The organism is Streptomyces sp. NPDC008092, assembly GCF_042957285.1.
Classification (GTDB): Bacteria; Actinomycetota; Actinomycetes; order Streptomycetales; family Streptomycetaceae; genus Streptomyces.
In genome coordinates this window covers 59,873-85,310 of sequence record NZ_JBIBHY010000019.1, presented here as the reverse complement: position 1 = coordinate 85,310, position 25,438 = coordinate 59,873, and the positions used below count along the sequence as shown (strand labels likewise).

Sequence of the window (25,438 nt, the reverse complement as noted above, 5' to 3'; positions counted from 1 at the left end):
ATGTACGCGCTGGTGGAGCGGATGTACCCGCTCTGCCGGAGCATCACCGGCGACGGCGTGCGCGCCACCCTGGACATCGTCGGGGAGTACATCCCGCTGCAGGTGCACGAGGTGCCGACCGGGACGCAGGTGCTCGACTGGACGGTGCCGCAGGAGTGGAACATCCGGGACGCGTACATCGCCGACACCGCCGGCAACCGGGTGGTCGACTTCGCCGCGTCCAGCCTGCACGTGCTCGGCTACAGCGTGCCCGTGTCGGCGACCATGCCGCTCGCCGAACTCCGCGGCCACCTGCACACCCTGCCCGACCACCCGTCCTGGGTGCCGTACCGCACCAGCTACTACAAGCCGGACTGGGGATTCTGCCTGGCCCAGGAGACCCTGGACTCGATGCCCGACGGCGAGTACGAGGTACGCATCGACTCCACCCTCGCCGACGGCCACCTCACCTACGCCGAGTACGTGGTCCCCGGCCAGGTCCCCGACGAGGTGATCGTCTCCTGCCATGTCTGCCACCCGTCGCTGGCCAACGACAACCTGGCCGGCATCGCGGTGGCGACGTACCTGGCCCGTGCCCTCGCCGAGCAACCGACGTACTACACCTACCGGTTCCTGTTCGCGCCCGGCACCATCGGGGCGATCACCTGGCTGGCCCGCAACGCGGAACGGGTGGACCGGGTCAAACACGGCCTGGTGCTCGCCTGCGCCGGGGACCCGGGCCAACTGACGTACAAGCAGAGCAGGCGCGGCGACGCGGAGATCGACCGGGTGCTGCGGCACGTCCTGACCGCGTCCGAACGCCCGCACCGCGTCAACGAGTTCACCCCGTACGGCTACGACGAGCGGCAGTTCTGCTCGCCCGGGTTCAACCTGGGCGTCGGCTCGCTCACCCGGACCCCGTACGCCGGCTACCCCGAGTACCACACCTCGGCGGACAACCTGGACTTCGTCTCCCCGGCGGCGATGGCGGACACCCTCGCCGTCTGCCGCGAGGCGTTCGCCGTCCTCGACCGCAACCGGCGGTACGTCAACCTCAGTCCCTACGGTGAACCGCAACTGGGCCGGCGCGGGCTGTACGACGCGCTCGGCGGCCGCAGCGACACCAAGCAGGCCCAGATGGCCATGCTCTGGGTGCTCAGCCTCTCCGACGGCGAGCACAGCCTGCTGGACGTCGCCGAGCGGTCCGGGCTGCCGTTCGACACCGTCGCCGCCGCGGCCGATGCGCTGCGCGGCGCCGACCTGGTCAAGGAATGACGCCCATGACCACCCAGGGGGAGAAGACGACAGCACCGGCCGGGTCCGCCAGGCGGGCCCTCGTCGGCCGGCTGTCCTGGGGCCTCGCCGACCAGGCGGCCTCCAGCATCAGCAACTTCGCGGTGGGCCTCTACGTGGCCCGCTCGCTGGGCGTGACCGCGTTCGGCGTGTTCAGCCTGGCCTGGGTGACGTACGGCGTGGTGCTCAACGTCTCCCGGGGCCTGGCCACCGACCCGCTCGTGGTGCGCTTCAGCGGCGTGCCGGACGCCTCCTGGCGCGGGGCGGTGGCCCGCTCCACGGGTACCGCCCTCGGCGTCGGCGCGGCCCTCGGCGTGGTGTGCCTGGCGGCCGGGCTCGGCCTCGGCGGCCGGGTGGGGCCCGCGTTCGCCGCCCTCGGTGTCATGATGCCGGGCCTGCTGCTCCAGGACGCCTGGCGGTTCTCGTTCTTCGCCGCCGGCGCGGGGCGGAAGGCGTTCGTCAACGACGTCGTGTGGGGCATCGCGCTCGTCCCGGCCATGGTGGTGGCGGCCCACGTGGACACGGTGGCCGCCTTCGTGCTCGCCTGGGGCGGGTCCGCCACGGTGGCGGCGGGGTACGGCTACCTCCAGTCCGGCATCCGGCCCCGGTTGGCCGAGGCGCGCAGCTGGCTGCGCGAACAGCGCGATCTCGGCTACCGGTACCTGGTCGAGAACGTCAGCCTCAGCGGCGCCAGCCAGGTACGGGCGTACGGGCTCGGCGTGATCGTCGGGGTCGGCGCGGTGGGCGCGGTGCGGGGCGCCGAGCTCCTGATGGGGCCGTTCCTCGCCGTCCTGATGGGGCTTTCGCTGGTCACCGTCCCGGAGGCGGCCCGGGTGCTGCGGCGGGCCCCGCACCAACTCGGCAGGTTCTGCCTCCTCCTCGGCGGCGGGCAGGCCGTCGGAGCGCTGCTCTGGGGCTCGGCGCTGCTGCTGATGCCGGACCGGCTCGGCGACCTGGCGCTCGGCGACGTCTGGCACTCGTCCTCGCACCTCCTCGTGCAGATCACCCTCAGCGTCGCGGGAGCGGGCCTCGGCACCGGCGCGGCGGCTGGGCTGCGCGCGCTCGGCGCGGCCCGGCGCAGCCTGCGCTGCCAGCTGTTCGCCTCCGCCTGCTACGTCGGCGGCGGGCTCGGCGGGGCGGCCGTCGCCGGCACGGCCGGTTCGGCCTGGGGCGTCGCCGCCGCGACCCTCAGCGGCTCGGCCGTGTGGTGGCTGCAACTGCGGTCCGCCCTGCGCGAGCACCGCCGCCATCCCATCCCCGAAGTGAGGACCGCATGACCGACCGACCCAGGCTGAGCATCGGCCTGCCCGTGTACAACGGCGAGGAGTACCTGGCCGAGTCGTTCGACGCCCTCCTCGGCCAGACCTACGAGGACTTCGAACTGGTCGTCTCCGACAACGCCTCGACCGACGGGACCGAGGACATCTGCCGCAAGTACGCCGCCCAGGACTCCCGCATCCGCTACCACCGGCTGCCCCGGAACATCGGCGCCACCCCGAACCACAACCACGTGTTCGCCGAGTCCCGCGGCGAACTGTTCAAGTGGGCCTCGCACGACGACCTCTACGGCCGCGACCTGATCCGCCGCTGCGTCGAGGCACTGGACGAGCGGCCGGACGTCATCCTCGCCCACACCGACCAGGCGGTCATCGACGGCGACGGCCAGGTGACGGTCCCCTACGAGTACACGCTCGCCACCAACTCGCCACACGCCCCGGAGCGCTTCCGCAGCCTGTTGTTCGAGCCCGGCGGCGACGACTTCTACGGGGTCATGCGCGCCGACATGCTGCGCCGGGTGAAGCCGATGGACAGCTACCACCACGCGGACCGCACGTTCGTCGCCGAGATCACCCTGCACGGCCGCTTCCACCAGGTCCCGGAGCTGCTGTACTTCCGCCGCGACCACCCCACCCGCGCCGAGCGGGCGAACCCGTCCAAGCGCTCCCGGTGCGTCAACCTGGACCCGCGCCGGGCCGGCCTGCTGCACCCGACGCCGCGGCTGCTCGCCGAGTACGTCTGGGGCTTCGCCTCGGCGGTCCGGCGGGCGCCGCTGTCCCCGGCCGACCGGCGGGAGTGCTACCGCCACCTGGCGTCGTGGATGACCAGCCGGGTCCGGCCGGGCGCCGGCGAGCGGGTCGAGGACCGCGCCCCGGTCGACCCGGCCCTGCTCACGGTCTCCGTCGACGCCCTCGTCGCCGGCCGCGAGGGGAGGCGGCGATGACGGCCGCGGGCGAAAAGCCGGTGCGCGTCGGGGTGTTCGGCCTGCTCGGCTCCGGCAACCTCGGCAACGACGGGTCGCTCCAGGCCGTCCTCGGGTACCTGCGCGCCGAGCACCCGGAGGCGGTCGTGGACGCGCTGTGCGGCGGGCCCGAGGCCGTGACGGCCCGGTTCGGGATCCCCGCCACGCGGCTGCACTGGAACCGCGCGGAGTACCGGACCGCCTCACGTGCGGGCGCGATCGCCTCGAAGGGGCTCGGCAAGCTCGTCGACGTCTTCCGCACCGCCGCCTGGGTGCGCCGGCACGACGTCGTGATCGTGCCGGGCATGGGCGTCCTGGAGGCCACCCTGCCGCTGCGGCCCTGGGGCTTCCCGTACTCGCTGTTCCTGCTCTGCGCGAGCGGCCGGCTGCTGGGCACCCGGGTCGCGCTGGTCAGCGTCGGCGCCGCCGGGATCCGCAACCGGCCCACCCGGACCCTGGTGCGCTGGTCCGCGCGGCTGGCCGCGTACCGGTCCTACCGGGACGCCCAGTCCCGGGACGCGATGCGGGCGATGGGCGTGGACACCACGCACGACGAGGTCTACCCGGACCTCGCCTTCTCCCTGCCGACACCGCCGGCGAGCGCGCCTTCGGGCTCACCGGGCACGGTCTGCCTCGGCGTCATGGACTTCCACGGCGGCAACGACGACCGCGCCCGGGCCGACGAGATCCACCGGCGCTACCTCGACGGGACGATCCGGTTCGTCCGCGTGCTGGTCGAGGAGGGCAGGCCGGTCCGGCTGCTCACCGGCGACCGGTGCGACGCCTCGGTGGTCGCCGCGATCCTCGACGCGGTGGACTCACCGCTGGTCACCGCCGCCGAACCGGCGTCACTCGACGACCTGATGACGGAGATGGCGGCCGCCGACACCGTGGTCGCGGTCCGCTACCACAACCTGATCTGCGCGCTGAAGACCGGCACTCCGGTGCTCGCACTCAGCTACGCCGCGAAGAGCGACGCGCTCATGGCCGGGATGGGCCTCGGCGCCTACTGCCACCCGGCGCGCGAGGTCGACGCCGACCGGCTCCTGGAGCAGTTCCGGGCGCTGGAGAAGGCATCGGCCGAGCTGCGGGAGACCCTCGCCGAGCGGAACCTGGACGCCGCCCGGCAACTCGACCGGCAGTTCGCCGCCTTGACCGCTGCCCTGTTCCCGGCGACCGACCACACCGACCCGCACGCCCGGCAGGAGTCTCCATGAAAGCGACCCGAGTCCCGGAGATCGCCGGCGCGTTCTTCTTCGAGCCGACGCCCTACGCCGACGAACGCGGCTTCTTCTGCCGCACCTTCGACGCCGACGTGGTCCGCTCGGTGGGCCTCGACCCGAACGCCTTCGTCCAGGACAGCGTCTCCCGCTCGGTCCGGGGCGTGCTGCGCGGCCTGCACCTGCGCTCCGGCGCCGGCGAGGCCAAGCTGGTGCGCTGCTCCTACGGGAGGATCTTCGACGTCGTCGTGGACCTGCGGGAGGGCTCTCCCACTTTCCGCAACTGGGTGTCCTTTGAACTTTCTGGAGAAACACAACCAACTCTTTACATTCCCGCGGGATGCGCGCACGGTTTTCAGGCACTGACCGACATCGCCGACACCTCGTACCGCATCGACCGCCCGCACGATCCGGCCGAGGACGTGACCATCGCCTTCGACGACCCGGAGCTTGCCATTCCCTGGCCGCTGCCGGTCGCCTCGATGTCCCAACGGGACCGGGAGGCGCCGAGCCTCGCCCAGGTCCTGAAGCACAGAGAAAGTTGAGGTCCCCGTGGACACCGAAGTGCTTGACCTGCCCCTGTCGCGGACAGCCAACGAGCGGCTGCACGCGATGATCCCCGGGGGTGCGCACACCTACGCCAAGGGCGACGACCAGTACCCCGAGAACCTGGCCCCGGTCATCAGCCACGGCAGCGGTGCCCACGTGTGGGACGTCGACGGCAACCGGTACATCGAGTACGGCTCCGGCCTGCGGTCGGTCAGCCTCGGCCACGCCCACCCCCGCGTGGTCGAGGCGGTGCGGCGGGAGCTCGAACGCGGCAGCAACTTCGTGCGGCCGTCCATCGTCGAGGTCGAGGCCGCCGAACGCTTCCTCGCCACCGTGCCCACCGCCGACATGGTGAAGTTCGCGAAGAACGGCTCCGACGCCACCACCGCCGCGGTGCGCCTCGCCCGCGCCGTCACCGGGCGGGCCCGGGTGGCCCTCTGCGCCGACCACCCGTTCTTCTCCGTCGACGACTGGTTCATCGGCACCACACCGATGAACGCCGGCATCCCGGCGGCGACCACCGATCTCACCGTCTCCTTCCCCTACGGGGACCTGGCCGCGACGGAGGAACTGCTCACCCGGTACCCGGACGGCATCGCCTGCCTGATCCTGGAACCCGCCACCCACACCGAGCCGCCGCCCGGCTACCTCGCCGGCCTGCGCGAGCTGGCCGACCGGTACGGCTGCGTACTGATCTTCGACGAGATGATCACCGGCTTCCGCTGGTCCGAGGCGGGCGCCCAGGGCCTGTACGGCGTCGTCCCCGACCTCTCCACGTTCGGCAAGGCGCTGGGCAACGGATTCGCCGTCTCCGCGCTGGCCGGGCGCCGCGACCTGATGGAGCGGGGCGGGCTGCGCGACTCCGGTGACCGGGTGTTCCTGCTGTCGACCACGCACGGTGCCGAGACGCACTCCCTGGCGGCCGCGATGGCCGTGCAGACCACCTACGTCGAGGAGGGCGTCACCGCGCGGCTGCACGCCCTCGGTGAACGGCTGGCCGCCGGTGTCCGCGCCGCCGCGGCCGCCATGGGCGTCGGCGACCACGTCGTCGTCCGGGGCCGGGCCAGCAACCTGGTCTTCGCCACCCTCGACGAGAACCTGCAGCCGTCCCAGCGGTACCGCACCCTGTTTTTGCGCCGGCTCCTCGCGGGCGGGGTGCTCGCCCCGTCGTTCGTGGTGAGCAGCGCACTCGACGACGCGGACATCGACCGTACCGTCGACGTGGTCGCCGAGGCGTGCGCGGTGTACCGCAAGGCGCTGGACTGCGCCGACCCCACCGCCTGGCTGGCCGGGCGGGCGGTGAAGCCCGTGTTCCGCCGCCTGGCGTGACGTGGCGTCAGCGGGGCTCCCGCTGAGCCGTGTCCGGCCTCCGCGCGGACGGCCTCCGCGCGGACGGCCTCCGCGCGGACGTCCGGTCGGCCGCCAGGTCGACCAGCCACGCGGTCGCCGGTAGCACCGCCAGCGCGGTGCACCAGCCGCCGAGGGCGTCGGTCGGGTAGTGCGCGCCCAGGCCGACCTCGGCCCAGCCCATGGTGGCGCCGGCGACCAGCGCCGACCCGAGCACGAGCGACGTGCCGGCCGCCCTGCCCAGGCCGAGCCGGTCCGTCGCGAGGAACGCCGCCATGAGGGCGAGCGCGGTGAAGAAGGCCGTGTGCCCGCTCGGGTAGGACAGGTTGCCGGGACCGTGGATGGTGCGTCCCACCACATGCTTCAGCAGGGTGGTCGCCCCCACGGTCAGGGCCGCGCCGGCCATGACGAGCACCGCGGCGCGGGGACGCCGGAGCAGCAGACAGCCCGCCACACCGGCCACGATCACCAGCGCCGAACCCCCCGGTTCCCCCAGGAAGTCCAGGGCCAGGGCGACGTGTCGCCACGGCCCCTGCACACTGTCCGCCGTCGGCCGGACGATCCACCGGTCCACCCTGCCGGGCCGGCTGTGTCCGGCGTACCCGACCCCGAGGACGACGACCACCAGCGCGGCGAGCACCGAGACCGGCCCGAGCCACGCGCGCACCGCCCGGGGCAGCAGCGCGGGCGCCGTGGGCCGGGCCGGGACGACCTCCGGGTCCGCTCCTGCCAGCCGATCCAACGTGCGCCCCCCGTCGTGTCCGAGCCCCCTTCCAGCGACCATAGCCGCCCCGAGCGGGGAGGGTGGGCGGACCGGGCGGACATCACAGTTCAGGGCCGATCGGGTGGCGACGGCAGGCGGTCGAGGAGTGTCCGAAACCGTTCGACGGATTCCACGAGTTCCCGCGACAGCCGGTGCTGGAGCTCCCCGGTACGGTCCGGCCACAGCACCCGGAACAGCTGGGCGCCGAGCTCCGGCGGCAGCGCCCTCAGCCGCTCGTGCTGCCTGCCGAGGGCGAGCGGGACCAGGTCCTTCGCCAGGAAGTCCACGAGACCGTCGGACACGTCCGCGGGAAGCCGCTCCCTGTCCCGGCAGAAGGCCGTGATCAGCAGGTTCACGGCACGCACGAGGTGCGGTGACGGCGCGTCGAGCAGCAGCCGTATGCCGCTCACGGCGCGCTCGTGCAGCGCGGCGACACGGCTGTCGGCCGGTCCCTCGCGGTCGGCGAGGAGCAGTTCGAGCAGATCGTGGGCGAGCGAGGAGGCGGCGGCCCCCTCCACCGCGACGAACGTGGTGACGGCCGGGCCGAGCCACTCGAACACCGGGTCCATGGCGTGCCGTATCACCGAGTCGTTGGTGCCGGCGGACAGCGACATCTTGTGCCACACGTCGTCCCAGTACGACCGCGACCAGCCGGGACCGCCATGGCCCCGGGGATAGCGGTAGAGCCAGTTCATGTCGAGCGGCTCGGGCGGCCCCGCACCCTCCTCGTCCGTGCGGAGCACCACGTCCAGGGCGCGGCCGTCCCGGTCCCAGTAGGGGTGGACGGACAGCGAAAGGGAGAAGTCCGTCCACTGGCCCTCGTACATGGCCGAGCGCCACAGCAGGCAGTGCCGGTGCCAGGCGCTTACCGGGTCCGCGGAGTCCGGGAACAGCTCGGCCACCGAGCAGCGCCCCGCGAGCAGCACGGTGACCAGGACGAGGTTGGAGCCGTACAGGCCGTGCCGCGTCGCGGTGCGCAGGAGCGCGGGACGGTAGCCCGGGTGCTGGTCGCCGGTGCGGGTCTCGTGCTGGGTGTGGACCTGGATGAGGCGTCCCGCGAGCCGTCGGCGATCGGCCACCGGCATCCGCCCGGTCAGCGCCCGGGCGAAGCGCAGCATCTGACGGGAGGACAGGGAGGCGTACGACAGCAGCGCGAACGCGAGATCGTCGTCGAAGAGGGCACCGCCGAGCGAGAGGGCCGGGCGGGGCCTGAGCAGGTCGGCGAGCACGTGCAGGGCGAGCCGGATCGCCAGGTACTCGCCGAACGTCGCATGCAGGAACTCGTAGCTGGCGAGCACCTGTCCGTCGCGCACCGACTGGGCGCGCTGCACGAAGAAGAAACGGCCCAGAGCCGTCTCGGCGGCGTTCAGCGGGGTGCGGAAAGCGGCGGCCGGTGTCTGCCGCCGCCCGAGGATCGCGGTGAGGTCCTCCTCCAGCTCGGCGGCCGACACCCACTGGCGGCGCCGGTTGAGCTGGGCGAAGGCCACCAGCGAGAGCCGCTGCAGCTCCTGCTCGATCCGGTCGGCGGTCTCCTCGTCCGGTACGGCGTCCAGGGTCGACTTGCGGACTTCGCGCCGCGCGAACGAGGTGAGCAGCTGCTCGTACAGGTCGGCCACGTCCAGGGAGTCGCCGGTGGCACGCTGCAGGCCGCCGTCCGTGGCGTCGTACAGCGCGAGCATCGTCAACAGCAGCGGCTGGGCGGCGAGTTCCGCGTGCCGTGCGACGTGCCGCCACGTCAGCGGTGCCCGGCCGCGGGCGCCGAAGCCGGCCGCGTTGGCGGCGTTCCACACCGCCAGCCACTGCCCGATCTGGCCGTCCCGGAACGGCTCCAGACGCAGCGCCACCAGTCCGTCGGGATAGCGGGCGCGGTCCGCCACGGCGGTACGGCTCGTCACCAACGCCAGTACGGGGCGGCCCTGCTCGGCCTCCCGCTGCTGGAACTGGGCGACGCGGATCAGGAAGTTGTTCTGGTGGACGCCGGTGGTCTGCAGCAGCTCGTCGAAGCCGTCGAGGAGCAGCACGGGGGTGCTGCCGCCCGCCGCTCGGACCAGCTGCGGCCAGCTCACGGTCTCACCGGTGGCCGCGCGGATCGCCTGCTCGATCTGGTCCTGGAGCTCGTCCTCCGCGCGCACGTCCCGCAGCGGCACCCGTACCGGCAGGAAGCCCACGGAGGGCAGGCGCGCGGCGAGGACCCGGGTCAGCGCCGACTTCCCGGCTCCGGGCTGGCCGAGCACCAGCAGCGGTGCCCCGGCCAGGTGGGGGGAGGTGAGCGCCCCGGCCAGGTACCGGGTCAGGTCCTGCCGTACGGGGACGCGCTCCCACCACGACTCGTCGGCCGGCCCGCTCGGCCCGGACACGCCGGACACCCGGAAGTCCGGGTCGAGATAGAGCTCCTCAAGGGTGGGGATGACGATGCCGTCCGGCGCGGACTCGGCATCCAGGATGGTGCGCGCCAGCGCGGCCTCGTGGGCGCGCGCGAGTGCGGCGGCCACCTCGACCGGCGGGTGCAGCGCCTGGGCGGTGCGGGCGAGGAGCGTCTCCACACCGTCCAGCGCGCGGTGGACCCCGGCGCGGGTCGCCTGGTGCTCCCACTGCGCCGTCCAGAGCCCGAACTCGGGCGCCTGCACGCCGAGTTGCGTGTACAGGTCCCGGTAGCGGGCCTGCGCCGCCCCGGGCAGCACCTCGACGAGCAGGCGGCGGGCCTCCCGCCGGTCGGCCGTGCCGAGGCGGTCCCACACCGCCAGCCCCTCGACGAAGGCCAGGAACCTGCCGGCGTACTCGTCGTAGCGGCCGAGCAGGGCCGCCGCGACCGCCTCGGACGAGGTGTGCGGGGCGGGGCTCGGCAGATCCGCCGCGACCAGCAGGGCGACGAGATCCGAGACCTGCGGTGCGGGTGCCGGAGCCGTCGCGTCCGACCGGGCCAGCGCCAGCTGCTCGGTCCGCGTCAGATCAATCTCACCGAGCCCGAACGGCAGGTCCAGCTCCTGCATCGCCTCGAAGAACGCCACCACCACGACCACCGTGTGCGCGGCGCGCAGCACGTCCGTCCGCTCGGCCCGGCTGTGCGCCCTGCCGAGACGCACGCCGATGCCCCGCACCGCGTCACGGCCGAGCCCGAGGACGCGGCCCCTGGCGTCGGCCATCCCGATCACGGTGCCGCTGATCCCGCCGGTCGCCAGGTTCAGCGCGCCGCCGAGGACCCGGTCGAGCGCCGCCAGCCGGGCCGGTTCGGCACCGAGCAGTACCAACGCGTCGCCGAACCTCAGCAGTCTGCGCGCCCCCATGCCCCCCACTCCCCGTCTGCGGCCTCCACTGTGGCACATGAAGCTCCGGCCGGCGGCGCCCGGCGGCGGGGACGGGACAAGAGCCCTACGCCCAGCAGCCGTTGACCGTGGCCGCCAGACCGTCGAGAGCGTCCTTGGTGGCGGCCGGGTCGGCGGTGGAGTTGTTCTCGATGAAGGAGAAGATCTTCCAGTGTCCGTCCCCGGCCACGGTCAGCCCGCTCAGCGCGATCGCACCGGTGAGCGTGCCGGTCTTCGCCCGGACCTTGCCGACGGCGCACTGCGAGTCCGCGGTGTCGAAGCGCCCCCACTCGGGGCCCAGGGTGGAGCCGGCCTCGCCCGCGACGGGCAGGCCGTCGATGATGTGCCCGAGGGTCGCGGCGTAGCGCGGATCGTCGGCGACGTCCAGGATGTCGGCGATGGTCCGGGCCGGGATGCGGTTGGCACGGGACAGTCCGCTGCCGTCGTGGATCTCGTAGTTGTCCAGCGAGACCCCGTACCCGCGGAGCACCTCGCGCACGACCGCCGTGCCGTCCTCGAAGGTCGGCAGGCGGCCGGCGCCGATCGCGGTCATCCGCAGCAGGGTCTCGGCGATATCGTTGTCACTCACCTTGAGCATGTGCTCCACGACGGCGGACAGCCGGTCGGACCGGTGCTCGGCGACCGGCGCGTCGCCCGTGCCGGCCGTGCCGTGGGTGACGCCGCCCGTGACGGTGACACCCTGCTGGGCGAGGAACCCGGCGAAGATCCGGCCCGCGTCCAGGGACGTGTCCGTGACGTGGTGGCCGTCGGCCACCAGCGCCCGGACCGGTGCCACGGAGTCCGGGTAGTAGCCGTCGTTCCAGCCGGTCGCGAGCGTGGGCTCGGGAAAGAGGCTGTCGTCGACCTGGACCCGGACCGCGGCGAGGCCCGCACTCCTGAGTCCCGTGACGGCGGCCTTGGCCATCTCTTCGAGGTCGGCGCTGGTCAGGGTGCGGTCGCCGCCGCCGACCAGGGTGAGCGTGCCGTCGCCGTAGACGGCCTTGGTGGTGAACCGGTGGTCCGGGCCGAGCACCGTCAACGCGGCGGTGGCGGTGCCGAGTTTGGTGTTGGACGCGGGCATCAGCGCGGTGCTCGCGTCGTGTCCCCAGACGGTCCTGTCGGACGTCGCGTCGATGACGACGCCGCTCAGCGTGGTGCCGAGACGGGTGTCCTGGACGCGGGCGTCGAGATTGTCCGCGATCTTCTGCTCGGCGGGGTCGAGCGCGGTGGCCGCGGTCCTGGGGACGGCCTGCTCGGCGGCGAAGGCGCTGGTGCCGAAGAGGATCGTCCCGGCGATGGGGGCGGTCACGGCGACGACGGCGACCCGCCGCAGCGCGGGGTGGAGGGCTCCCGCCCCGCGGTGACGAGCGGCCGCGCGGACGGGGGAAGGGGGGTTGGACATGCAGACCTCGGTAAGTGGTCGTGGAAGAAAGGAAGTTGGCAAGGAAAGCCGGTTCCCGGGAGTGAAAGCTACAGGCTTGATCCGGTTCTCCCCGCGCGGTTCCCCGTCTCCGGCCCGAGGATCCGTCTCCGGCCCGCCTGACCTGGGGCTGTTCCGATGCGCGACACGCAGGGGATCTTCACCCGCAGGGGGCACCCGGCAGGGCGGCGCGAAGGACGGGAGCCCGGCTGCCGGGGCGGGCGGCGGGTGGTGCCCGGGGGAGGGCCGAAGGAATACTCTGGGCAGATGACGACCGGCCTGCCGCCGGGGCCCGTGCGCTTCAGCACGATCGGACTGCCCGAGGCCCAGCGGGTCGCGCTGTGGGAGAACCACAACGCGACCGCGCTGATCGGCGTGCGCTGCCGGTCGCTCGACGACCAGGCCCTTGAGGCGACGGAGATCAACCTCCAGCTCCCCAGGGTGCACGTGGCCCGGGTCACGGGGAACTCCCACGTCGTGGAACGCACCCGCGCGGTCGTCCGGCGCCTGCCGTCCGAGGCCGTCGCCTGCTACCTGACGCTGGTCGGGGAGGCGTTCTTCTACCACGACGACGGAGTGCAGGTGGTCCGGCCCGGACAGCTGATCGTGTGCAACGCGGACCGGCCCTTCATGCGCGGTTTCTCGCAGGGCCTTGAGGAGCTGGCCGTGAAGGTGCCGCGGCAGGTGTGGCGGGAGATCGCCGGGCCGGAGCCGTTGGCCCGCCCCCGGGTGCTCGACTTCGGCACCGGCGACATCCAGGCCAGGACGCTGGCCCGGCTGGCCGGCCGGGCCGTGCACCCCGAGACGTCCCGGCCGGTCGACGAGGACACCCTGCTGGACCTGCTCGCCGGCGTGGTCACCGGCCGCCCGGCCGCGCTCTCCGCCGTCCATCTGGCGATGGCCAAGGCCTACGCCGAGGACCGCCTGGGCGACAGCGGCCTCAACGCGGCCCGGATCGCCAAGGGCATCGGGATCAGCGAGCGGCACCTGTCCCGGGTGTTCGCGGCGGGCGGCACGACCGTCCCGCAGTACCTGCTGGCACGCCGCCTGGAAGGTGCCCGGGCGCTGCTGGCCGCGGGCGGGCACCCGACCGTCGCCGAGGTCGCCGCGCGCTGCGGCTTCGTGTCGGCCGCCCACTTCTCGCACCGCTTCAAGGAGCGGTACGGGGTGCGCGCCACCGATGTGCTGCGGGAGGCCCGGGCGGCCGGCTGACGGCCGGCGGCCCGCGCGGCGCCGGACCCGCCGCCACCCGCCCGGGGCGGGTCAGGCGCCGTCGGGTGCCAGCACGATGTCGAACCGGACCCGGGACCAGGCGCGCCCCGCCAGGTCCCGCCCGTCGGGTGCCGGGGTGTCCGGCGACTGCCGCCGGAACTCCTTGACCAGGGACTCCTTCACACCGAACACCGCGTCCTGGTCCAGGAGCCGGTCGCCCCGCACGAAGATGTGCGTGACCAGGGTGCGCAGGCCCGGCGCACCGACCATGAAGTGCAGATGCGAGGCCCGCATCGGCGAACGGCCGGTCGCCGCCAGCAGCTCGCCCACCGGTCCGTCGTGCGGGATCGGGTACGGGGTCGGGGTCAGGCCCCAGAAGCGGTAGCCGCCGTCCGGCCCGGCGAACAGATGGGCACGCGCGGCCGTGCGGTCGTCGCCGTACTGGGTGTCGTAGAAGCCGTCCTCGTCGGCCTCCCACACCTCGATGCGCGCGCCGGGGACCGGCTTGCCCGCGCTGTCGGTGACGGTGCCCTCCACCCAGCAGGGTTCGCCGGCGGCGCCGGACGCGATGTCCCCGCCGCTCGCGATCTCCGGGCTGTTCTCGACGAAGAACGGCCCGAAGACGGTGGCCTCGGTGGCGTCACCGTACGCCTGGTTGTTGACGGCGACGGTCTGCATGGAGGCGCCGAGCACGTCCGAGAGCAGGATGAACTCCTGGCGCCGGTCGTCGGTGATGTGCCCGGTCCGGGTGAGGAACCCGATCCCCTGGCTCCACTCGTCCTCCGTCAGCCGCACGTCCCTGACGAACGCGTGCAGATGGCGCACCAGGGACTCCATGACCTCCCGGAGCCGGGGGTCGGTGCAGTCGCCGAACGAGTCGAGGACCTGGCGGGTGATCTCGGCCTCCCGCGCCTGCTGCTCGGCGGGGACGGCGGCCCGGGTCTCGCTGGTCATGGCCGTGCTCCTTCCCAGGCCGCACGCACCAGCCGGCGGACCGGTCCGAGCGTGACGGCCCGCGGGTTGTCGGGCGGGGCGGCGGCGACGATCGCCTCCGCCGCCGGGGCGATGCCGTCCTCGGGCATGCCGAGGTCGCGCAGGGCGCGCGGCGGGTCCAGCTCGTCGTACAGCAGGGCCAGCCCGGCGGTCGCCGTCGGCGCGTCGAAGGCCGCCGCGAGGCGCCGCCCGGCCTCGGGGGCGTGCGGTGCGTTGAAGGCGAGGACGTGCGGCAGGACGACGGCGTGCGTCTGGGCGTGCGGCAGGTCGAACATGCCGCCGAGGACATGGCAGATCTTGTGGTGCAGCCCCGAGCCGGCCGAGGCGAAGGCGGTCGCGGAGAGGTAGGCGCCGTACAGCGCCCGCTCCCGGCCGTCCAGCCCCTCCGGCTCCTTGGTGATCAGCGGCAGCCCGGTCCGCAGCGCCCGCACGCCCTCGGCGGCGAGGGCCTGGTCGATCGGGTCGGTGCGGGGCGCCCACATCGAGTCGACGCAGTGCGCGAGGGCGTTGAGTCCAGAGGCCACGCTCATGGCGACCGGGAGGGAGAGGGTGAGGGCGGCGTCGTAGACGACGGCGCGCGGCAGGACCCGCGGGTCGGTGCCGGTCGTCTTGCGGGCGTCCTCGGTCAGGCCCCAGACCGCGGTGGCCTCGGAGCCGGCGTAGGTGGTCGGCACCGCGACCACCGGGATGCCGGAGGTCAGGGCGACCGCCTTGGCGAGCCCGGTCGTCGAGCCGCCGCCGACGGCGACCACGACGTCCACGGCGTGCTCTGCCGCCGCCGCACGGGCCCGCTCGGCCACCGCGACCGGCACGTGCATGACGACATCGCCGTCCCGGTCGTGCCAGTGCACGACGCCCGGCCCGTCCGCGATCTCACGGGCGACGGCCCGCGCGGCCGGGTCGGCGATCACCATCGTCCGCCGGCCGCCGAGGCGCTCGACCTCGGCGGCCAGGTGGGCGGCGGCCGCACCGGAGGCGAACCGGACGCGCTGCGGCAGGGTCTCATGATCGAAGCGCACCGGCTCAGGCCCTTCCCAGTACGGCGGTCAGGGCGTCGCGCAGCCGGCCCTCCGGGTCGTCCGGCAGGGTCGTGGCGCGCCAGGCGATGTGCTTGTCGGGGCGGACCAGCAGCACCCCGCTCTCCTCGACCTCGCGCAGCTTGGCCCAGTCGTAGTAGAGGTCGGTGACCTCGCGCCCCGGGCCGATCACGACCGTGGCCAGCGGCACACCGAGTTCCTGCCCGACCTTCTCGGCCGCGGCCTCCCAGGCCTCGCCCGCGATGCCGGTGAGGAGCGTCCAGCGGTCGTACGGCGCCACGTCCATCAGCGCCCTGCGGTGCGCGCTGTCCCCGACCCAGGCGTGCGGCAGGTGCGAGCCCGGCACCGTGGACATCTCGTAGTAGAGGTCGGGATCGCGCGAGGGCACGGGCGGTGCGCTGCCGTCGGAGAGGATCGCCGACGAGGTGTAGAACTGGCCGAGTTCCACGCCGTGCGCGTTGAACTCGTAGTTCTTCAGGTCCATCGCCCGCACCAGCGCGGCCCGTTTGGCGGCGCCCGCGGGGGTGTTGGCCTTGCGTTCCTCGATCGCGGCCGCCATCTCGGCCTCCGTCGTGGCGTCGAGGACACCGAGGGCCCTGAAGATGTCCACGAACTCCCGGCTGGACCTGTTGGCCCGCTTCACGATCCGCTCGGCCACCGGCGCCCGCTCGGCGGAGTAGGTGTCGAGCAGCGCGGGGCCCGCCTGGCCCCTGAGGACGGCGGCCAGCTTCCACACGAGGTTGTAGGCGTCCTGCACCGAGGTGTTGGAGCCGAGGCCGTTGCTCGGCGGGTGCCGGTGGACGGCGTCGCCCGCGCAGAACACCCGGCCGCTGTGCAGGCGGGTGGCGTACATCTCGTTGTTGCCCCACAGGCTGGTGCCGGTGATCTCCACGTCGAGGTCCGGCATGCCGAGCAGGTTGCGGACGATCTGCACCGCCGCCGCCTCGTCGACCTGCGGGGGCTCCTCGTCGATGTCGTAGCCCCACACGATCAGCCACTCGTTCCAGGGCCGGACCATCCGGACCAGGCCCGCGCCGATCCCGCCGACGTTCGAGCCGGGCTGGATCACCCAGTACAGGACCGAGGGCCGGTGGGAGACGTAGCGGCCGATGTCGGCCTTGAAGGTGATGTTCATCGAGCCGGCGATGTCCATCGCCCCCTCGAAGGGCAGCCCGATGTCGGCGGCGACCATGGAGCGGGCGCCGTCTGCGCCGATCAGGTACTTGGCGCGGATCAGGTACGCCTTCCCGGTCAGCCGGTCGAGGACGTCGACGGTGACCCCGTCGGCGTCCTGCGTGTGGGAGAGGTACTCGGTGGAGAACCGCACCTGGGTGCCGCGCTTCGCGGCGTTGCGGACCAGGATCGGTTCCAGGTAGGTCTGCGGGATGTCGACGGTGAGACAGGGCGAGGCGAGCCGGTAGTCCGCCTCGCGGTCCGGGCGGGTGCCCCAGGTGTGGATCCGGCCGATCTCCTCCCCGGCGATGCTGGTGCAGAACACCGTGTCGCCGACGAGGGCGTGGTCCGTGGCGTCGGCGAGCACCTGGTCCTCGATGCCGGCGTCGCGGAAGACCTCCATGGCCCGCTGGTTGGTGATGTGGGCGCGAGGGGTGTTCGCCGTCCAGCGGTACTTGGTGATCATGATGTTGTCCACGCCGAGCGTGGACAGCAGCAGGGCCGCGGCGGAGCCCGCCGGTCCGGATCCCACGACCACCACGTCCGTGGTCATCACCGGGCCGGAGGGCGGCTCGGTCTCGGGGGTCCCGTCGTCGAATTCCGGCATCCTGGGCACCTTTCGTCCGTCCGGCGTCGTCGCCGATGGCTTCACTGTGCGGCCGGCGACGCCCGATGAAAGCGGTGACGGACGTTCTCGGCGGAAACCGCAAGACATGGCGGATCCGGGAAGACCGGGCCGCCCCGTGCCGCGGGGCCGCGCCCGGACCCCGGCGCGGCCCCGCGGCCCGGGGTCAGGGCAGTACGACGATCTTGCGCCCCTGGCCGGCCGCGAACCGTTCCAGGGCCTGCGGGTACTCCGCCAGCGGCAGCCGGTGGCTGATGAAGACCTGCGGGTCGAGGACACCGGCGGCGAAGAGCTCCGCCGCGCGTTCGTAGCTGTGCAGGACCGCCATGGAACCGGTGATCGTGATCTCCTGGTTGTAGATCCGGTACGGCGAGACGGTCGCCGTCGTCGCGTAGTCGGCGACCCCGAACTGCAGGAACGTGCCGGCCTTGGCGACCCGGTCCAGGCCGTCCTGGATGGCGGCGGCGTTGCCGGTCGCGTCGACCACCACGTCCCAGCCGCCCGGCCGCGCCAGCTCGTCGGTCGAGAGCGCCGTCCGGGACGAACCCAGCTTCTCGGCCGTGGCGAGCCGCTCCGGGTTGACGTCGACGACGTCCACCGACGCGGCGCCGGTGCGCTTGGCCAGCTCCAGCATCATCAGGCCCATCGTGCCGCTGCCGTAGATCAGCAGATGCGCGCCGAGCCTGCTGTTCAGCACGTCGTAGCCGCGTACCGCGCAGGACAGCGGTTCGATCAGGGCCGCGTCCTGGACGTCCACGTGGTCCGGCAGCCGTACGCAGTTGGCGACCGGCGCCACGGCGTACTCGGCGGCGCCGCCCGCCACGGTCACCCCGATCGCCTGCCAGCGGTCGCACAGGTTGTTGCGTCCGGCCCGGCAGTAGCGGCACTCGTTGCAGTACAGCGAGGGGTCCACGGCCACCCGGTCGCCGACCGCGAGTTCGGTCACCTCGCGGCCGGTTCCCACCACGACACCGGCGAACTCGTGGCCCGGTACGACCGGCAGGGTCGGCGCGAACTCGCCCTGCAGGATGTGCAGATCGGTCCCGCACAGCCCGCAGGCCGCCACCTCGACGACGACCTCGCGCGGCCCCGGAGCCGGATCGGGCACCGTGGTGACGACGACCTTGCCGGGCGCTTCGATGACGGCGGCTCTCACTTGACTGCTCCTAGGGACAGGCCGCGGACCAGTTTGTCCTGGGCGGCGAAACCGGCGATGAGGACCGGCAGGGAAACCAGCGTCGCGGCGGCGCAGAGCCGGGCGAGGAAGAGGCCCTCGCTGGTGATGAAGCCGACCAGGAAGACCGGCGCCGTCGACGCGTTGGTCGCGGTGAGGTTCACGGCGAACATGAACTCGTTCCAGCTGAAGATGAAGCAGATCAGCGAGGTGGCCGCCAGTCCCGGCGCCGCGACCGGGGCGACGATCCGCCACAGCACGGTGAGCAGTCCGGCGCCGTCGACCTCGGCGGCCTCCAGGATCTCCCGGGGCACCTCGGCGAGGAACGAACGCATCATCCACACCGCGATCGGCAGGTTCATGGCGGTGTAGAGGACGATCAGCGTCCACACGTTGTCCAGCATCCCGGCGTCCTTGACGATCAGGTACACCGGCAGCAGGGCCGCGATGGCGGGCAGGAACTTGGTGGACAGGAAGAAGAACATCACGTCGGTCCACTTCCTGACCGGCTTGATGGACAGCGCGTAGGCCGTCGGCACCGCGAGGGCCAGCACCAGCAGCGTCGAAATCACGCTGGCCATCGCCGAGTTGAGGAGGAACGGGGTGATGTCCCGGCTGAACAGCAGCCGGTACTGGCCGAAGGTGAGCGGGGCGAGCAGGCTCGGCGGGTTGGTCGCCGCGTCCGCCTCCTGGTGGAAGGAGGTCAGCACCATCCACGCCACCGGCGCGAAGAACGCCAGCGTGGCCAGCCAGGCGACGAAGGTCCACAGCGGTGACAGCCGCGGCGCACCCCCCTGCTCGTCCCGCTGCCGGCGGAGCAGCTTCCTGCCCCCCGCGCCGGGCGCGGCGACGGCTGTCTGCGTCATCGGGACACCTCCTCGCGGAACAGCGACGCGATGGTGCGCAGCGCGAAGGTCGCGATCACGATCGAGCCGAGCACGACGACCACACCGGCGGCCGCCGCCTGGCCGTACTCGTACTTGCGGAACATGGTCAGGTAGATCTCGTAGGGCAGGTTGGTCGTCTGCGAGCCGGGGCCGCCCTGGGTGATCGTGTAGACCGCGTCGAAGGTCTGCACGACGTAGATCGTGCCGAGCAGGATGCCCAGCTCGATGTACTGGCGCAGGTGCGGCAGGGTGAGGAACCGGAAGGTCGCCAGCGCCGACGCGCCGTCCACCCGGGCCGCCTCCAGGACGTCACCGGGCTGCGCCTGCAGACCGGCCAGGAGGATCAGCATCATGAACGGGGTCCACTGCCACACCAGCGAGACCACGACGGCGGGCATCGGATACGACGAGACCCAGTCGACCGTGGGCCCGTTGGCGGCGCCGAAGAGCCGGTACACGGCGTTGAGGGTGCCGTTGAGCAGGCCGTAGTCGGGGTTGTAGATGGCGTGCTTCCACAGCAGCGCGGCCGCCACCGGCATCACGAGGAACGGTGCGATCAGCAGCGTCCGCGCCAGACCACGGCCGGCGAACCGGCGGTCCAGCAGCAGCGCCAGACCGAGGCCGAGGACCACGCTGACGAGCACCACCGACGCGGTGAGCACGATGGTGTTGAGCACCGCGGTGCGCAGCCGCTCGTCGGTGAAGACGAACTTGAAGTTGGACAGGCCGACGAAGTGCCGGTCGCCCGGCTTGAGGATGTTCCACTGGAGCGTGGAGATCACGATCGTCGCGACGAAGGGCAACTGCGTGACGACGATGGTGAAGACGAGCGCCGGGAGCAGCGGAAGGCGGCGCTTCCACTTGGCGAGGGCCGGGGACTTCCGCGTCCGGGCCGGCGGCGGCGCGGTCGTGGGTGGAGCGGTGAGCGTGGTCATGGAGAGTTCCTCTGCCGGTGACAGCCGGGGTGGGGGAGCGGTGCCCGGCCGGCGCGGAGGCCGGCCGGGCGGTGACGGTCACCGGTAGTTCTTGGCGACGTCCTCGGCGAGCTTCTGGCCGTCGTCGAGCGCCTTGTCCACGCTGGTCCTGCCGGCGATGGCGGCGGAGATCTCCTGGGTGACCTTGGTGCCCAGGTCCTGGAACTCGGGGATGGCCACGTACTGGACGCCCACGGTCGGCCGGGGCTGGGTGCCCGGGTTCGCCGGGTCGGCCTGCTCGATGGACTGCAGCGTGATGTCGCCGAACGCCCCGGCGGCCTTCTGGTACTGCGGGATCGCGTACGTGCTGGCCCGCTTGCCGGCCGGGACGCGCGACCAGCCGAGCTTCTCGCCGACCAGGTTCTCGTACTTCTTGCTGGACGCCCACAGCATGAACTTCGAGGCCGCGTCGGCGTTCTTCGTGGTCTTGGGCATGGCCCACGCCCAGCTCCACAGCCAGCCGCTGCTCTTGGTCTCGGCGGTCGGCGCGTAGGCGTAGCCGACATGACCGGCGATCTTGCTGGTGCTGGGGTCCTCCAGCGACCCGGCCGCGCTGGTCGCGTCGTACCACATCGCGACCTTCTTCTGGCTCATGGCGTTCAGGCACTCGGTGAAGCCGGACTGCGCCGCACCCGCCTCGCCGTGCTTCCTGACCAGGTCGACGTAGAAGTTCGTCGCCTTCTTGAACGCCGGGCTGTTGACCTGCGCCTGCCAGTCCTTGGTGAACCAGGTGCCGCCGTAGGTGTTGACCACCGTCGTCAGCGTCGCCCCGAGCTCGCCCCAGCCGGCCAGGCCGCGCAGGCAGATGCCCCGCATGCCCGGCTCGGCGCCGTCCACCTTGGCCGCGATGTCGGCTATCTGCTGCCAGGTCGGGTGCTCGGGCACCGTGACGCCCTTCGCCTTCATGACGTCCTTGTTGTACATGAGGAAGGACGACTCGCCGTAGAACGGCAGGGCGTAGAGCTTGCCGTCGGAGCCGGACAGCGACGTGACCATCGGCTTGAGCAGGTCGGCCGAGTCGAAGGCGGCGTCCTTGTCGGCGTAGGAGCCGAGCTCGTGCAGCCAGCCGTTCTTCTGCCAGATCGGCACCTCGTAGGCGCCGATGGTGGCGACGTCGTACTGGCCGGCCTGGGTGGCGACGTCCTGGGTGACCTTGTCGCGCAGTTCGTTCTCGGGAAGGATCGTGAAGTTGACCTTGATGCCGGTGTCCTTCGTGAACGTGCTCTTCGTCAGCTTCTGGATGTCCTCCATCTGCGGGTTGCCGACCATGAGCACGTTGATGCTCTTGCCGCCGCTCCCGGAGCCGGAGGTGCCGCCCGCCCCGCTGCACGCGGCCAGCAGCGAGCCCGCGGCCGTGGCGGTGAGGAGGACATGGATCATTCTTCGTGTACGCATGACTGACTCCATCGAGAGGGTTCGAGGGCGTGCGGAACCAGGACCCCGGCCTTACGGGGTGGGGCGGTGGGGTGGACGTGCGGTGCGGCTCAGGCCTGGATGACCTGGGGACCCAGCAGGGCGTAGCGGCGGGCCTCGGACGAGTGCAGCCCCGTGTCGGTCACGATGGCCTCGAAGTCCGTGACGTTCGCGAACCGGCAGAAGCTCACGGCGCCGAACTTGGTGTGGACGCCGGAGAACACCCGGCGTTTGGCGATGCGCATGACCTCGGCCTTCACCTCGGCGACCGCGGGATCGGGGGTGGTGAGGCCCCACTGGCGGGAGATGCCGTTCGCGCCGACGTACGCCAGGTCGATGACGAAGTCGGAGAGCATGCGGCGCGCCCAGTGGTCGACCGTCGCCAGCGTCCCGCCGCGCACCCGGCCGCCGAGCAGCAGGACGGTGATGTTCTCGGCCGAGGCCAGGTCACCGGCCGTGGCCAGCGAGGAGGTGACCACGGTCAGCGGCCGGTCGCGGGGGAGGGCTGCGGCGATCAGCTGCGGGGTGTAGCCCTCGTCGAGGTAGACGGTCTCGGCGTCCCCGAGCAGGGCGGCCGCGGCGGTCGCGATCCTGGACTTCTCGGGGATGTGTTCGGTGGTGCGGAAGACGAGTGTGGTCTCGAAGCCCGCGCTCTCGACCGGGTGGGCACCGCCGTGGGTACGGCGGACCAGCCCGTGTGTTTCCAGGAGGTTCAGATCCCGCCGCACGGTCTCCTTGGACACCCCGAGGTCGGCGGCGAGCGTGCCGACCTCGACGGATCCCGAACGGCGTGCGGTCGCCAGGATTCCGCGTCTTCGTTCCTCGGCGTCCACGGCGGCACCTCCGTTTCACGGCTCTGTTCCATGGCTCCGCGCGTTGTGCCCGCGCCGGCCGATTACGCGGAGTCCGGCCCGATCGGGCTCCGGTGGCCAAATTTGTACAAGGGGATGGCGCGTACTGACCAGCTTCGACGTAGCGAAGTTCGTGACCGAATGTGCCCGTTTCCCGGAGGGTGAAGTGCCTGGACGGAGCGCTGGAGCGACCCATGGCACGGAGCCGCGCTGCCCGCTCCCCGACCGGCGACCGCCCGTTCGCCGCCCGTATGTCCCCGCGGGGCCGGACGACCGGCCGCTGCCGGGAGGCGCCGTCCACGATCGCGGGCGGCTCCGGCAGGGCATCCGCCGCCCTCGGCCGACGGCGTCGGGCGGTACCACGGACCCGAAGCGACTTCCCGGAACGGGTATCGCGGTCGTATCGAGAACCGCATACGCCGCCGCAACGCTCTCCCGTCTTCAGTGGAGGCACGGACCACAGCGCGTCAACGGGCGGCTGGTCCCTCGGGAAAGGACTGTGACCATGGACTCGGACTCCCTGCACGGGGTCGACCGGCGGCGGCTGCTCGGGTGGGGCGGGGTGGCGGCGGCCGGAGCGGTGGCGGCCGCCGGCGGGGTGGCGGGCGCGTCGCCGGCGGCCGCCCGGCCCGGCCACGCCGGCCGCGCCGGCCGGGCCCCGACCGGCCCGATTCCGCCGGACACCCGGCCCGGCGGAGCCTATGACCGCTATGTCGCGAAGCTGGCCGCCGAGGGCAGGTTCTCCGGCGTGGTGCTGCTGTCGCACCGGGGCCGGACGGTGCTGTCCCGCAGCTACGGCATGGCCGACAGGGAGAAGGGGGTCGCCAACCACGAGGGCGTCGCGTTCAGCCTCAGTTCGGCGGGCAAGCCGTTCGGCGCGGTGGCCCTCCTGCAGTTGGCGCAGCAGGGCAAGGTGAAGCTGTCGGACACGGTCGGGACCCATCTGAAGGGGTTCGCCAAGGAGATCGCCGAGCAGGTGACGATCCACCACGTGCTGTCCGGCACCTCCGGGCTGGACAGCCCGGACGACGACGTGCGGCGTGTCTTCCGGAGCCGGGACGAGGTGCACGAACACTACGAACAGCGGGCCAGGCAGGCCAACCTGGTGGGCGTCCCGGGCGTTCCCGACACCGCCCACGAGGAGGCGGAAGTCACCCTTTCCGCGCTGATCGTGGAGGCCGTGACCGGCATGACGTACTGGGACTACGTCCAGGAGAACATCTTCGAGCGGTGCGGCATGACCGGCTCGGCGTTCTGCACCAGGCCGCAGTGGCTCACCGACGCGCACATCGCGCACCCGTACATGGAGCTGGCCGACGGCAGCGTGGTGGACGCCGTCCGCAACCTGGACCTGAGCAGCCCGGACCCGGACGTGCTCGGCAAGAACCCGGGCCGCGCCTACATCGACGCCCCCGGGGACGGCGGCTTCGCCACCGCGCCGGATCTGGTCCGGTTCGCCCGCGCGTTGGGCGACGGCACGGTGCTGGACCGGCCCTGGGCCGACGTCCTCACTGCTGCCAAGATCCCCCATGGACCGGTGTCGTTCGGGGCGTACGGGATTCCGGTCTCCATCGCCAACGGCCAGTGGATCCACCAGCGCGCCGGCGGCAACCCCGGTGTCAGTGCCAACTGGGACATCTACCCGTACAGCGGCTGGGTCGGTGTCATCCTCGGCAACGGCGACGGCGTGCCGCTGCAGGAGATGATCGGGCAGGAGATGCAGGCCGTCACCGGGGCCCCGGTCGGCGGGGGACCGGGCGGCTGAACTGCCCCACCGCCCATCGACGTCGGCCAGGGGTGGGAGGACGACGACCGCAGTCTCGTGGTCGGTCCACTCCCGGGGCGGCGCGGCCTCCTTCACGGGCGGCGACGTCTTCGCTCGCTTCGCCTTGGCGACGAACGCGCGCGCCGCGACCGTCTTCGAACACCGCCGCCCCCTCCCCGTGACGTCGACCGTCCCGGCCGGTCTTCCTCCGTCGGCGGCGCGCCGACCGTGAATTCCGTATGTTCCGCGGTGGGATCGGCCCGTACGACTCGGCGCGTCCCGGCCGCGGCCACCGCCGCCCGGCCGGGCGGGGAAGGCGGACGCATGAAGCTGGTCCTGCGACCGGGCGGCGGGCGCCCACGGCTGCGCTTCGACGGCTGGATCGCCGGCCTCGGCACCGCCTCCGGCACCCGCGTCGTGCTCGGCCACTGGCCCCGCTCGCCGTTCGGCCCGTTCAGCGACGTGATGCTGGAACGAAGCGACGGAGAACGGCTGTTGCTCGCCCCGACCCGGCGGACGGCCGAATTCGTCGGCGGCACCTACGACTTCGACACGGTCCACGTCGTACCGGTCGAGGTCGCCGTCCGCGCGGACACCTGGACCGTCACCGCCGGACCGCTCCGCCTGCGCTTCACCACCGGCCGCCGCACGCTCCTCGGCCACCTGCTGCACGCCGTTCCCGGGCCGCTCGCCCGCCGCCCGGCGTGGTCCGCGGTCACGGACGGGGCCGCCCGCGTGCTGCTGCCCGGCGTACGGACCCGCGGCAGCGCGGGCAGCGGCCGCAGGGAGTGGTACGGCGCGCGGGACCTGCTCGCGATCCGCGACCTGGCGGGCACCTACGAGGGTGCGGACCTGGGCGTCCTCGCACCGGTCGAACCTCCCGTGCGGTTCGGGTTCGGCTCGGTCCCGCGCCGGCCCGCTCTCACCCGGGTCACCACGACGGTCGAGGTGGAGCGATCCTTTCCCCTCCCCGGAGCGACCGGACGAGGGCAACCGTGACACCCACCCTGCTCCGGCGTCCGGCCGGGCCGGCAAGGCCGGTCGGGCCGGTCGGGGCGGACGGGCCGGTCGGCCAGAGGATGCGGACGGTGGTGCGACGGCGCGCGGTGATCCCCCTTGAGCTCGCCGGGCACGTGGCCGCGGTCGGCTGAGACGGCAGTCTCCTTGGCGCAGGGGGCGAGAAAAGGCCCCGGCTGGACGGGGGAGACCAGCCGGGGCCGTA

The 25,438-nt window shown here is 72.7% G+C and carries 20 protein-coding genes; 9 read left to right on the top strand and 11 right to left on the bottom strand.

Features of this window, described 5'->3' with window-relative positions; all coding sequences use genetic code 11:
- The 6 genes from ACFZB3_RS43190 to ACFZB3_RS43165 are packed head-to-tail and all read left to right on the top strand — an operon-like array spanning position 1 to position 6,609.
- Positions 1-1,254 (top strand): DUF4910 domain-containing protein, encoded by a 1,254-nt coding sequence (locus tag ACFZB3_RS43190; protein ID WP_391387848.1) that lies wholly within the window; start codon positions 1-3, stop codon positions 1,252-1,254.
- Positions 1,251-2,549, top strand: coding sequence for a hypothetical protein (locus ACFZB3_RS43185; protein ID WP_391387523.1), 1,299 nt, complete (start codon positions 1,251-1,253; stop codon positions 2,547-2,549). The genes ACFZB3_RS43190 and ACFZB3_RS43185 overlap by 4 nt, the downstream gene beginning before the upstream one ends.
- Entirely contained in the window at positions 2,546-3,493 is a 948-nt protein-coding gene (locus tag ACFZB3_RS43180) for a glycosyltransferase (RefSeq protein WP_391387520.1), read from the top strand. The genes ACFZB3_RS43185 and ACFZB3_RS43180 overlap by 4 nt, the downstream gene beginning before the upstream one ends.
- A complete protein-coding gene (locus ACFZB3_RS43175) occupies positions 3,490-4,728 on the top strand; it encodes a polysaccharide pyruvyl transferase family protein (RefSeq protein WP_391387517.1) in 1,239 nt (412 codons plus the stop codon). The genes ACFZB3_RS43180 and ACFZB3_RS43175 overlap by 4 nt, the downstream gene beginning before the upstream one ends.
- Positions 4,725-5,276, top strand: a complete 552-nt coding sequence (rfbC, locus tag ACFZB3_RS43170; protein WP_391387512.1) for a dTDP-4-dehydrorhamnose 3,5-epimerase — start codon at positions 4,725-4,727, stop codon at positions 5,274-5,276. The genes ACFZB3_RS43175 and rfbC overlap by 4 nt, the downstream gene beginning before the upstream one ends.
- 7 nt (positions 5,277-5,283) lie before the next feature.
- A complete protein-coding gene (locus ACFZB3_RS43165; RefSeq protein WP_391387509.1) occupies positions 5,284-6,609 on the top strand; it encodes a glutamate-1-semialdehyde 2,1-aminomutase in 1,326 nt (441 codons plus the stop codon).
- Between the two features lie 7 nt (positions 6,610-6,616).
- On the opposite strand, the gene ACFZB3_RS43160 is transcribed toward ACFZB3_RS43165, so the two are convergent.
- The 3 genes from ACFZB3_RS43160 to dacB form a co-directional block, all read right to left on the bottom strand.
- The gene (locus ACFZB3_RS43160) at positions 6,617-7,369 is read right to left on the bottom strand and encodes a phosphatase PAP2 family protein (protein ID WP_391387506.1); all 753 of its coding nucleotides are present in this window, start codon (positions 7,367-7,369) and stop codon (positions 6,617-6,619) included.
- A gap of 89 nt (positions 7,370-7,458) precedes the next feature.
- Positions 7,459-10,674, bottom strand: a complete 3,216-nt coding sequence (locus ACFZB3_RS43155; protein ID WP_391387503.1) for an NACHT domain-containing protein — start codon at positions 10,672-10,674, stop codon at positions 7,459-7,461.
- Positions 10,675-10,759: 85 nt separating this feature from the next.
- Positions 10,760-12,094 carry a D-alanyl-D-alanine carboxypeptidase/D-alanyl-D-alanine-endopeptidase gene (dacB, locus tag ACFZB3_RS43150; RefSeq protein WP_391387500.1) on the bottom strand — a complete coding sequence of 445 codons (1,335 nt, stop codon included), beginning with the start codon at positions 12,092-12,094 and terminating at the stop codon, positions 10,760-10,762.
- A 285-nt stretch (positions 12,095-12,379) separates the two neighbouring features.
- Here dacB and ACFZB3_RS43145 point away from each other — a divergent pair, with 285 nt between their 5' ends.
- Complete coding sequence (locus ACFZB3_RS43145) at positions 12,380-13,324, top strand: helix-turn-helix domain-containing protein (RefSeq protein WP_391387496.1); 945 nt, start codon at positions 12,380-12,382, stop codon at positions 13,322-13,324.
- Positions 13,325-13,375: 51 nt separating this feature from the next.
- Here ACFZB3_RS43145 and ACFZB3_RS43140 read toward each other — a convergent pair whose 3' ends face one another.
- The 8 genes from ACFZB3_RS43140 to ACFZB3_RS43105 form a co-directional block, all read right to left on the bottom strand.
- Positions 13,376-14,278: a dioxygenase gene (locus tag ACFZB3_RS43140; RefSeq protein WP_391387493.1), complete on the bottom strand. Its 903-nt coding sequence runs from the start codon at positions 14,276-14,278 to the stop codon at positions 13,376-13,378.
- A complete protein-coding gene (locus ACFZB3_RS43135; RefSeq protein ID WP_391387492.1) occupies positions 14,275-15,336 on the bottom strand; it encodes an iron-containing alcohol dehydrogenase in 1,062 nt (353 codons plus the stop codon). The genes ACFZB3_RS43140 and ACFZB3_RS43135 overlap by 4 nt, the downstream gene beginning before the upstream one ends.
- Positions 15,337-15,340: 4 nt before the next feature.
- The gene (locus ACFZB3_RS43130) at positions 15,341-17,134 is read right to left on the bottom strand and encodes an FAD-dependent monooxygenase (RefSeq protein ID WP_391387489.1); all 1,794 of its coding nucleotides are present in this window, start codon (positions 17,132-17,134) and stop codon (positions 15,341-15,343) included.
- 184 nt (positions 17,135-17,318) lie between these two features.
- Positions 17,319-18,308, bottom strand: coding sequence for an alcohol dehydrogenase catalytic domain-containing protein (locus ACFZB3_RS43125; protein ID WP_391387486.1), 990 nt, complete (start codon positions 18,306-18,308; stop codon positions 17,319-17,321).
- Positions 18,305-19,192, bottom strand: a complete 888-nt coding sequence (locus ACFZB3_RS43120) for an ABC transporter permease subunit (protein ID WP_391387484.1) — start codon at positions 19,190-19,192, stop codon at positions 18,305-18,307. The genes ACFZB3_RS43125 and ACFZB3_RS43120 overlap by 4 nt, the downstream gene beginning before the upstream one ends.
- The gene (locus ACFZB3_RS43115) at positions 19,189-20,148 is read right to left on the bottom strand and encodes an ABC transporter permease subunit (RefSeq protein WP_391387481.1); all 960 of its coding nucleotides are present in this window, start codon (positions 20,146-20,148) and stop codon (positions 19,189-19,191) included. The genes ACFZB3_RS43120 and ACFZB3_RS43115 overlap by 4 nt, the downstream gene beginning before the upstream one ends.
- A gap of 78 nt (positions 20,149-20,226) precedes the next feature.
- Positions 20,227-21,582, bottom strand: a complete 1,356-nt coding sequence (locus ACFZB3_RS43110; RefSeq protein WP_391387478.1) for an extracellular solute-binding protein — start codon at positions 21,580-21,582, stop codon at positions 20,227-20,229.
- A gap of 89 nt (positions 21,583-21,671) precedes the next feature.
- Positions 21,672-22,433, bottom strand: a complete 762-nt coding sequence (locus tag ACFZB3_RS43105; RefSeq protein WP_391387475.1) for a DeoR family transcriptional regulator — start codon at positions 22,431-22,433, stop codon at positions 21,672-21,674.
- A 523-nt stretch (positions 22,434-22,956) separates the two neighbouring features.
- Here ACFZB3_RS43105 and ACFZB3_RS43100 point away from each other — a divergent pair.
- Entirely contained in the window at positions 22,957-24,216 is a 1,260-nt protein-coding gene (locus ACFZB3_RS43100; protein WP_391387472.1) for a serine hydrolase, read from the top strand.
- 324 nt (positions 24,217-24,540) lie between these two features.
- Positions 24,541-25,215: a hypothetical protein gene (locus ACFZB3_RS43095; RefSeq protein WP_391387469.1), complete on the top strand. Its 675-nt coding sequence runs from the start codon at positions 24,541-24,543 to the stop codon at positions 25,213-25,215.
- Positions 25,216-25,438 lie beyond the last annotated feature (223 nt).

Bases quoted from the DNA above. Each gene is read 5' to 3' on its own strand.
- ACFZB3_RS43190 (WP_391387848.1), top strand. From the start codon at position 1: ATGTACGCGCTGGTGGAGCGGATGTACCCGCTCTGCCGGAGCATCACC.
- ACFZB3_RS43185 (WP_391387523.1), top strand. From the start codon at position 1,251: ATGACGCCCATGACCACCCAGGGGGAGAAGACGACAGCACCGGCCGGG.
- ACFZB3_RS43180 (WP_391387520.1), top strand. From the start codon at position 2,546: ATGACCGACCGACCCAGGCTGAGCATCGGCCTGCCCGTGTACAACGGC.
- ACFZB3_RS43175 (WP_391387517.1), top strand. From the start codon at position 3,490: ATGACGGCCGCGGGCGAAAAGCCGGTGCGCGTCGGGGTGTTCGGCCTG.
- rfbC (WP_391387512.1), top strand. From the start codon at position 4,725: ATGAAAGCGACCCGAGTCCCGGAGATCGCCGGCGCGTTCTTCTTCGAG.
- ACFZB3_RS43155 (WP_391387503.1), bottom strand. From the start codon at position 10,674: ATGGGGGCGCGCAGACTGCTGAGGTTCGGCGACGCGTTGGTACTGCTC.
- dacB (WP_391387500.1), bottom strand. From the start codon at position 12,094: ATGTCCAACCCCCCTTCCCCCGTCCGCGCGGCCGCTCGTCACCGCGGG.
- ACFZB3_RS43145 (WP_391387496.1), top strand. From the start codon at position 12,380: ATGACGACCGGCCTGCCGCCGGGGCCCGTGCGCTTCAGCACGATCGGA.
- ACFZB3_RS43140 (WP_391387493.1), bottom strand. From the start codon at position 14,278: ATGACCAGCGAGACCCGGGCCGCCGTCCCCGCCGAGCAGCAGGCGCGG.
- ACFZB3_RS43130 (WP_391387489.1), bottom strand. From the start codon at position 17,134: ATGCCGGAATTCGACGACGGGACCCCCGAGACCGAGCCGCCCTCCGGC.
- ACFZB3_RS43120 (WP_391387484.1), bottom strand. From the start codon at position 19,192: ATGACGCAGACAGCCGTCGCCGCGCCCGGCGCGGGGGGCAGGAAGCTG.
- ACFZB3_RS43115 (WP_391387481.1), bottom strand. From the start codon at position 20,148: ATGACCACGCTCACCGCTCCACCCACGACCGCGCCGCCGCCGGCCCGG.
- ACFZB3_RS43110 (WP_391387478.1), bottom strand. From the start codon at position 21,582: ATGCGTACACGAAGAATGATCCATGTCCTCCTCACCGCCACGGCCGCG.
- ACFZB3_RS43100 (WP_391387472.1), top strand. From the start codon at position 22,957: ATGGACTCGGACTCCCTGCACGGGGTCGACCGGCGGCGGCTGCTCGGG.
- ACFZB3_RS43095 (WP_391387469.1), top strand. From the start codon at position 24,541: ATGAAGCTGGTCCTGCGACCGGGCGGCGGGCGCCCACGGCTGCGCTTC.